This is a genomic window from Phenylobacterium sp., from assembly GCF_044371015.1.
In the GTDB taxonomy this organism is placed as follows: Bacteria; Pseudomonadota; Alphaproteobacteria; order Caulobacterales; family Caulobacteraceae; genus Phenylobacterium.
Genome location: NZ_JBILUK010000128.1, coordinates 1 through 8,715, shown reverse-complemented (window position 1 = coordinate 8,715; position 8,715 = coordinate 1). Strand labels below are relative to the sequence as shown.

Below are 8,715 nucleotides of genomic sequence, written 5' to 3'. Positions count from 1 at the left end.
GGGGCATGTCGGCAATCATCTCAGTTCGCTTGCGTAAGGTCAGGCAAGCCCAGGATGCGCTTGGAGACGATATTGGACTGCACTTCCTGGCTGCCGCCAAAGATCGTGAAGGCCTTGCCGTAGAGCCAGGCGCGGACGATCTCGAGCTCGCCCTTTTCGAAGGTGTCGCCCTCCCAGCCCAGACCCTGGTGGCCCATGATCTCCAGCGTGAGTTCGTGGCGGTCCTGGGCGAGCCAGGTGCCGGCGTTCTTCATGATCGAGGTGGCGGCCGAGGGGCCGGAATTGCCTCGCGCCTCGGACATGGCGCGGAACGCCGTCTGCTGGAACACCTTGGTGTCCATGGCATTGCGGGTGATCCGGTTGCGCAGGTCATGGTCGGCGATGCGGCCCTCGCCGTCGACGCCGACATACTTCTTGGCGATGTCTTCCAGCGCCGGGCCCAGCATGCCGCCGCCGCCGCCCATGCCGGAGATGCCGCTGCGCTCATGCTGCAGCAGGCGCTTGGCGATGGTCCAGCCGCCGTTGAGCGGCCCGAGCAGGTCTTTCTTCTCGGCGCGGGCGTCGGTGAAGAAGGTTTCGGCGAAGGGGGCCTGGCCGTTGATCAGCACGATCGGCCGAACCTCGACGCCGGGCTGATGCATCGGGAACATCACGAAGGAGATGCCCTCGTGCTTCTTCGAGGTGTCGGTGCGCACCAGGCAGAACATCCAGTCGGCATACTGGCCGCCCGAGGTCCAGATTTTCGAGCCGTTGATGATGAAGTGGTCGCCCTTGTCCTCGGCCTTGGTCTGAAGGCTGGCGAGGTCGGAGCCGGCGCCCGGCTCGGAGAAGCCCTGGCACCACTGCAGGTCGCCCCGGCAGATGGGCGGGATGTGCTCCATCTTCTGGGCTTCAGTGCCGTATTCCAGCAGCGTCGGGCCGAACATCATGACGCCCATGCCGCCGATCGGGTTGTAGGCCCCGGCGCGGGCGAACTCGCCCTGCACCACGCGCGCCTCAGCCGGCGAAAGGCCGCCGCCGCCGTATTGCGCGGGCCAGGTGGGCGTGCCCCAGCCCTTGGCGCCGACCGCCTTGCGCCAGGCTTCCTGGTCGGCCGTGGGCTCCGGGCGCTCGTCGCGCGCCATCGGGTTGGACTTGCCCTTCAGCGAGGCCGGGAAGTTGGCCTCCACCCAGGTGCGCACTTCCTTGCGGAAGGCCTCAAGATCGGCGCCGTCGAAATCCGCCATGTTCGTTCCGTCCTTACTGGTTAAGCGATCTGACCGGAGCCCTTAGCCCTTCTGAGTGGTCTCGGGCAGGCCCAGGATGCGCTTGGAGATAATGTTGAGTTGTACTTCCCACGAGCCCCCGGCGATCGCGCCGGCCTTGCTGCGGAGCACATATTTGATCACGGCCTGCTCGTCGGCGCTGAACTGCTCGCCGCCCCAGCCCAGGCCCTGGTGGCCGAGCACCTCCAGCGAGAGCTCGCCGCGCGCCATGCGAACCTTGGAGCCGACGTTCTTGAGGACGCTGGAGGCGGCGCTGGGGCCGGAATTGGAGCGGGCTTCGGCGGCGGCGCGCTGACCGGTGAGCGCGAAGGCCTGGCATTCCATCATGTGGTCGGCGATGCGGCGGCGCAGGTCGGTGTCAGCCAGCCGACCCTCGGCGTCGAGCCCGACATAGCGGCGCGCGAGTTCCGGCAGGACCGGCCCCGGGAGCGCATAGGCGCCGGAGTTGATGCCGCCGCCGGCGCCGGAGATGCCCTGGCGTTCGTGCTGAAGCAGCCGCTTGCCGATGGTCCACCCGCCATTGAGCGGGCCGACCAGATCTTCCTTCTTGGCGACCGCGTCGGTGAAGAAGGTTTCGCAGAACGGCGTGGTGTCGTTGATCAGCCGGATCGGCCGCGCCTCGACGCCCGGCTGGTGCATATCGATCAGCACGAAGCTGATCCCCTCATGCTTCTTCGACGTGTCGGTGCGGACCAGGCAGAAACACCAGTCGGCGGTATGGGCGCCGGACGTCCAGATCTTCTGGCCGTTGATCAGGAAATGGTCGCCCTTGTCCTCGGCCTTGGTCTGGAGGCTGGCGAGGTCGGAGCCGGCGCCCGGCTCGGAGAAGCCCTGGCACCAGCGGATCTCGCCCTTCACGATCGAGGGGATATGCCGCTGCTTCTGGGCCTCGGTGCCGTACTCCAGGAGCGTGGGGCCGAACATGATCACGCCCATGCCGCCGATCGGATTGTAGGCCTCCGCCGCCGCCAGTTCCTCCGCCACGATACGCGCTTGCTGGCGCGAGAGACCGCCGCCGCCGTACTGCGCCGGCCAGGTTGGGACGCCCCAGCCCTTTTCGCCCATGGCGCGCCGCCAGGCGTCCTGATCCGGCGACAGCTCGCGGCCCTCGGGCGGCGAGGCGCCCTTCAGCGCCGGCGGAAAGTTGGCGGCGATCCAGTCGCGCGCCTCGGTCCGGAAGCCGGTCAGTTCACCGCCGAAGTCGGCCATGCGGAAGCCTCCCTAGTCTTGCTGCGGTCAGGTCGCCTGGGTGGTGTCGGGCAGGCCCAGGATGCGCTTGGAGACGATGTTGGACTGGATCTCCTGGCTGCCGCCGAAGATGGTCCAGGCCTTGCCGGAGAGCCAGCCGCGGACGGCCTCGATCTCGTCCTTCTGGAAGTCGTCGCCCGACCAGCCCAGCCCCTGGTGCCCCATGATCTCGACGAGCAACTCCGCGCGCTCCTGGCCGACCCAGGTCGAAGAGTTCTTCATCACCGAGGTGGTGGCCGAAGGATCGACATTGCCCTTGGCCTCGGCCGCCGCGCGGGCGACCGTCAGCACGTGGGCGCGCTGGTCGATCTGATGACGGGCCAGGCGCATGCGCAGGTCGGGGTCGGCGAGGCGGCCCTGAGCGTCCTCGCCGATGTAGCGCTTGGCGATGTCCTGCAAGGTCGGGCCGCCGGCGCCGGCCATGCGCGAGCCGCCCTGGCCCGAACGCTCGTGCTGTAGCAGCCGCTTTCCGACCGTCCAGCCGCCATTGAGCGGGCCGACCATGTCGTCCTTCTCGGCGCGGGCGTCGGTGAAGAACGTCTCGCAGAAGGGCGATGAGCCGGCGATCAGGCGGATCGGCCGCACCTCGACCCCGGGCTGATGCATGTTGATCAGTACGAAGGAGATGCCCTCGTGCTTCTTGGAGGTGTCGGTGCGCACCAGGCAGAAGCACCAGTCGGCGTGCTGGGCGCCCGAGGTCCAGATCTTCTGGCCGTTGATGCGCCAGTGGTCGCCGGCGTCCTCGCACTTGGTCTGAAGGCTGGCGAGGTCAGAGCCGGCGCCGGGTTCGGAATAGCCCTGGCACCAGCGCAGCTCGCCCTTCACGATCGCCGGGATGTGGCGCTGCTTCTGGGCCTCGGTGCCGTACTCCAGCAGGGTCGGGCCGAACATCGAGACGCCCATGCCGAAGATCGGGTTGTAGGTCCCGATCCGCTCGATCTCCTGGTTGATGATCCGCGCCTGGGCGGGCGAGAGGCCGCCGCCGCCATAGGCCGCCGGCCAGGTGGGAACGCCCCAGCCCTTTTCGCCCATGCGCTGCCGCCAGAGGAGATGGTCACCCTCGGGCTTTTCGCCGCCCATGAAGCGCATGCCCGCGGCGGCGTCGCCCCGGATCGATGCGGGCAAATTGGCCTCAAGCCACTCGCGCGCCTCGGCGCGGAAGGCGTCGAGATCCGCACCACCGAAATCGGCCATCTTTATCCTCCCACCGTTTGCGGCTCGTACCGCTTATTCGAACTTTACTTCGGATCTGGCAGGCCGAGAACCCGCTTTGACACCACGTTGAGATTGATCTCCGAAGAGCCGCCCTCGATGGAGTTGGCCTTGGAGCGGAGCATGCTGCGCATGGCGGCCAGTCCGCCGGCCTCGAAGCCGGGGCCTTCCCAGCCCAGGCCCTGCATGCCGAGGCTCTCGACCACCAGCTCATTGCGATCCTGGGCGATCTTGGCGCCGGCGTACTTCATGGCCGCGGCCAGGTTGGAGGGGCCGTTGCCCGAGCGGGCCTCGTCCTGCTGGCGGCGGACCGTCAGCTGGAAGGCGCGGTTCTCCATCAGGTGCTCGGTGACCCGGCGACGCAGGTCGGGATCGGAGAGCCGACCGTCGGCGTCCAGACCCGCGCCGGCCTTGGCCGCATCGAGGACGGTCGGCATGGCCGAGCCGGCGCCGATGTTGCCGGAGCCCAGGCTGGCGCCGATGCCGTCGCGTTCGTGCTGCAGGAGCCGCTTGGCGATGGTCCAGCCGCCGTTCAGCGGGCCGAACAGCTGGTCCTTGGGCACCTTCACGTCGGTGAAGAAGGTCTCGCAGAAGGGCGACGTGCCGTTGATCAGGAGGATCGGCCGCACCTCGACGCCGGGCGCTTTCATGTCGATCAGCAGGAAGCTGATGCCTTCGTGCTTCTTGGAGGTGTCGGTGCGGACCAGGCAGTAGCAGCGGTCGGCGTACTGGGCGCCGGAGGTCCAGATCTTGGAGCCATTCACCAGCCAGTGGTCGCCCTTGTCCTCGGCCCGGGTCTGCAGGCCCGCGAGATCGGAGCCCGCGCCCGGCTCGGAATAGCCCTGGCACCACCAGACCTCGCCCATGACGATGCCCGGGAAGTGCTCCTTCTTGAGGGCCTCGCTGCCGTATTCCAGGAGGGTCGGACCGAACATCGAGACGCCCATGCCGCCGATGGGATTGCGCGCGCCGATGCGGGTCATCTCCTCCTGCAGCACCGCGATCTCGGGTCGGGAGAGGCCGCCGCCGCCGATGGACGTGGGCCAGTGCGGCGTGCCCCAGCCCTTGGCGCCCAGCGCCAGACGCCAGGCCTTGGCCTCAGGGCTCTCCGGCTGGGCCTGCAGCTTGGCGAGCTGGGCCATGGGTTTGTCGGCCAGGGACTTGGGGAAGTTGGCTTCGAGCCATTCCCGCGCCTCGGCCCGGAAGGTCTCAATGTCGGCGCCGAAATCGGCCATCGCTATCGTCCTGCTTTGAGTCGGTTACTTGGGGTCGGGAAGGCCAAGCACGCGCTTGGCCACCACGTTGAGGTTCACTTCCGAGGTGCCGCCCTCGATGGAGTTGGCCTTGGTGCGCAGCCATCCGCGTACGGCGGTGACTTCCGCGGTCTCGTAGCCCGGACCTTCCCAGCCCAGCCCCTGGTGGCCCAGCGCCTCGACCATCAGCTCGGAGCGCTGCTTGGCGAACTCGGCGGCGGCGTACTTTATGATCGACGTGGTCGCCGAGGGACCGTTGCCCGCGCGGGACTCGGCCGCCGAGCGGACGATGGTCTGGCGCAGGGCGGCGAAGTCCATCTTGTTGAGCGTGATCCGACGGCGCAGGTCGGTATCGGAGAGCGCGCCGACATCCTGCGCGTAGGTGCGCGCTATGCTGGCCAGATCGCCCGAAGCGCCGCCGGCCGAGCCGCCTTCGCCGAAGCCGGCGGAGATGTTCTGGCGCTCGTACTGAAGGAGCCGCTTGGCGATCTCCCAGCCGCCGTTGAGCCGCCCGACCAGGTTGCCTTTGGGGATCTTCAGGTCGGTGAAGAAGGTCTCACAGAACGGGCTCTCGCCGCTGATCAGCGGGATCGGACGGGTTTCGACGCCGGGCGAGGCCATGTCGATCAGAACAAACGAGATGCCCTCGTGCTTCTTGGAGGCGTCGGTGCGCACCAGGCAGAAGCACCAGTCGGCCTTGTCGGCGTAGCTGGTCCAGATCTTGGAGCCGTTGATCAGCCAGTGATCGCCCTTGTCCTGGCAACGGGTCTGCAGGCCCGCGAGGTCGGAACCAGCCCCCGGCTCGGAGTAGCCCTGGCACCAGCGGACCTCGCCGCGGGTGATCTTGGGCAGATGTTCCGCCTTCTGCGCCTCATTGGCGTACTCGAGCAGCACCGGACCCAGCATCCACACGCCGAACGAGGCCAGCGGGCTGCGGAAGCGGCCCTTGGCCATCTCGCGCTCCAACACCCGCGCCTCGGCCTCCGACATCCCGCCTCCGCCGTACTCGCGGGGCCAGGTCGGCGCGGTCCAGCCTTTCTCGGCGGCGCGCCGCAGCCAGACGATCTGAGGGTCCTCTGAACCCACAAAGGCGCGGCCGCCCCAGATCGCCTCGGGGTCGGTCTTCGCCCCGCCGGACTTTAGCTCCGCAGGATAGGTCGCCTCCAGCTCCGCGCGCACCTTGGCGGCGAAGGCCTCGAGGTCGGCGGGACCGAAGTCGGCCATGGCCCTTGTCTCCATGTTTGTATCGGAGACAACATTAGCGACCACCGAAGCGTCGGCAAGTCCGATCAAACGAACGTTTGAGCGGATCGTCATGCGCTTGGCCTATAGATGTGAGTCGATGCGCTTCTTCCGCCATCCTGCCGTTGTCGCCGCCGCGCCCTGGACCGCGGCGCTCGCCACCTTGGCGTTGGGTTTCCTGCTGATCACTTCGGGCGCGCGGCCCTCGTTTCCGGCGCGCTTCATCGTGCTGTCCAACTATCTGCCGGCCCCGCTGATTGAGGTCAGCCACTTCGTTTCCAGTGTCTTGGGGCTGGTGCTGGTGATGCTGGCCTTCGGTCTGCGCGCGCGCCTGGATGCGGCCTGGGCCGGCACATTGGTGACCTTGATCATCGCCGCGCCGCTCAGTGTCGCCAAAGGGTTCGTCTTCGAGGAGACCGTGGTCCTGCTGGCGCTGGCCGCCGCGCTGGCGCCTTTCCACCACGCCTTCCCGCGGAAGGCGCGGCTGTCGCGGATGGAGGTGACCCCGGGCTGGTTGCTCTCGGCGGCGGCGTTCGTGGTGGGCGCGGGTCTGATCGGCATCTGGTCGTTCCAGAACGTCGACTATGGCGACATGCCCTGGTGGCAGGTGATGGCCGATGAGGACGCCGCCCGCGCCCTGCGCGCCTGGGCCGGGGCGGCGCTGGCGCTGTTCGCCGTGGGCGTCTGGCGGCTGATGGGCTCGGCCGCGCCGCCGCCGATCGTCGGCGAGGCGGACCCTGAGTTTGATCGCGTCCGCGCCGTGCTGGCCAAGGCGGAAATGTCGCGTCCGACCTCGAATCTCGCGCTGCTGGGCGACAAGCGGTTCCTGTTCTCGGCGACCGGCGAGAGTTTCCTGATGTTCGGCGTCCGGGGCCGCTCCTGGGTGGCGCTGGGCTCTACGGTCGGGCGCCGCGACGAGCGCCTGGAGTTGCTATGGCGGTTCCGGGAGCTCGCCGATGCGCATGCGGCGCGACCGGGATTCTACAACCTGGAAGCCGACGACCTGCCGGACATCGTCGAACTGGGATTCGCCATCGCCAAGATGGGCGAAGGCGCTGTGGCGCCGCTCGAAAGCTTCACCATCGAGGGCACGAAGCGCGGCAATTTGCGTCGCGCGTGGCGTCGCGCCAAGGACGATGGGGCGACCTTCGAGATCGTGCCGCCCACCGAAGTGGCGGGTCTTATGGGCGACCTGCGGCGCATTTCCGACAAATGGCTCGAGACCCATGCGGGCGGCGAGAAGAGCTTCGCGCTGGGCGGCTTCTATGAGCGCTACATCCAGGAGTTTCCGGCCGCCATCGTGCGCTGGGAGGGCCGGATCATCGCCTTCGCGACCCTGTGGACCGTGGCCTCGAAGCAGTCGTTCTCCATCGACCTGATGCGGTTCGTGCCCGAGGGGCCGCCGCGGATCATGGATTACCTGTTCGTCGAGCTGATCCGCTGGGGCCAGGAGCAGGGCTATGACGCCTTTGACTTCGGAATGGCGCCGCTGTCCGGCCTCGATGATCGACCCCTGGCGCCCGCACTGAGCCGCGTGGGCCGGCTGATCTACGACCGGGGCGAGGAAATCTACAACTTCCAGGGCGTGCGCCATTACAAGTCGAAGTACGACCCGACATGGCAGCCTCGGTTCGTCGCGGCGCCGCGCTCCTGGAACATCCCCCGAATGATGGCCGACGTGGGCCTCCTGGCCTCCGGCGGTGTCGCCGGACTGACCAAGCGGCCGAAGAAGACGGAGGATTAGGAGACGTCCTAGGCTTCGCGCCCCGGCCAGTGCGCGGCGACGAAGGCGCGGAGGTCGCGATAAGCGACGATCTCCATTTCGCGCAGGGCCGCCAGTTTCTCGCCAAGGTCGCCGGCGTCGAAACGGTCCCGGAGCTGCTGGACCGCCGCGCCGTAGGCTGCGGAACGCTCGGCGTCGCCCGAGGTCGCGCGGCCGCGACCGATCATGCTGAGCGCACGCGCCAGGGCGCGGGATCGCCAGGGCGTCGCGCGGTCTGTTTCGCCCGTCTTGCGCGCAGCGTAGTCGATCTGACTGTCGAACCGCTGCATGCGGAGATGGCTCAGCAACAGGTCCAGCTCTTCGGAGGCGGCGGGCGGCATAGACGCCGCGGCCCATTCGGGCAGCACCCAGGCCTCATCATCATCGACGGCGCTGGCGAGGCGGCTGACCTGGCCGGTCACGTCGCTCGGCGTCGGCATTGCGGCCAGAGCGCGCGCCCGGAGCAGCTTCCACTCGCCCAGCGCCGAGTCGCTGCGCATGGCCTCGGCGACGAGACCGAGATTGTTGACCAGGGTCTGAAAGTAGAGCGCGCGCATCCGTTCCGTCCAGAACCGGTTGGCGAGCCACTGCGCCCGAGCCGCATGGCCGATGGCGCCCAGCCAGCGGCTGCGCCGAGCGTTCTGGGTGGCCGGGCCCTCATAGCGGGTGAACTGGGCGCGCAACTCGGGCCAGTCCAAGACCCGGAGACTGCGCATGTTTCGCGCGCGCAGGC

The 8,715-nt window shown here is 68.2% G+C and carries 7 protein-coding genes; 1 reads left to right on the top strand and 6 read right to left on the bottom strand.

Going from position 1 to position 8,715, the window contains the following annotated elements:
• Nucleotides 1–20: 20 nt before the first annotated feature.
• The 5 genes from ACIQ3R_RS11515 to ACIQ3R_RS11495 are packed head-to-tail and all read right to left on the bottom strand — an operon-like array spanning nucleotide 21 to nucleotide 6,202.
• Entirely contained in the window at nucleotides 21–1,226 is a 1,206-nt protein-coding gene (locus tag ACIQ3R_RS11515) for an acyl-CoA dehydrogenase family protein (protein WP_397418593.1), read from the bottom strand.
• A 42-nt stretch (nucleotides 1,227–1,268) separates the two neighbouring features.
• Entirely contained in the window at nucleotides 1,269–2,474 is a 1,206-nt protein-coding gene (locus ACIQ3R_RS11510) for an acyl-CoA dehydrogenase family protein (protein WP_397418591.1), read from the bottom strand.
• Between the two features lie 27 nt (nucleotides 2,475–2,501).
• Nucleotides 2,502–3,707: an acyl-CoA dehydrogenase family protein gene (locus ACIQ3R_RS11505; RefSeq protein ID WP_397418589.1), complete on the bottom strand. Its 1,206-nt coding sequence runs from the start codon at nucleotides 3,705–3,707 to the stop codon at nucleotides 2,502–2,504.
• 44 nt (nucleotides 3,708–3,751) lie between these two features.
• Nucleotides 3,752–4,960: an acyl-CoA dehydrogenase family protein gene (locus tag ACIQ3R_RS11500; protein WP_397418587.1), complete on the bottom strand. Its 1,209-nt coding sequence runs from the start codon at nucleotides 4,958–4,960 to the stop codon at nucleotides 3,752–3,754.
• Nucleotides 4,961–4,984: 24 nt separating this feature from the next.
• The gene (locus ACIQ3R_RS11495; protein WP_397418585.1) at nucleotides 4,985–6,202 is read right to left on the bottom strand and encodes an acyl-CoA dehydrogenase family protein; all 1,218 of its coding nucleotides are present in this window, start codon (nucleotides 6,200–6,202) and stop codon (nucleotides 4,985–4,987) included.
• A gap of 118 nt (nucleotides 6,203–6,320) precedes the next feature.
• Between ACIQ3R_RS11495 and ACIQ3R_RS11490 the strand changes: the two genes are divergently transcribed.
• The gene (locus ACIQ3R_RS11490) at nucleotides 6,321–7,964 is read left to right on the top strand and encodes a phosphatidylglycerol lysyltransferase domain-containing protein (protein WP_397418583.1); all 1,644 of its coding nucleotides are present in this window, start codon (nucleotides 6,321–6,323) and stop codon (nucleotides 7,962–7,964) included.
• Between the two features lie 8 nt (nucleotides 7,965–7,972).
• Here the strand turns inward: ACIQ3R_RS11490 and ACIQ3R_RS11485 are convergent.
• A partial coding sequence (locus ACIQ3R_RS11485) for a hypothetical protein (protein WP_397418581.1) occupies nucleotides 7,973–8,715 on the bottom strand: 743 nt, incomplete at its 5' end.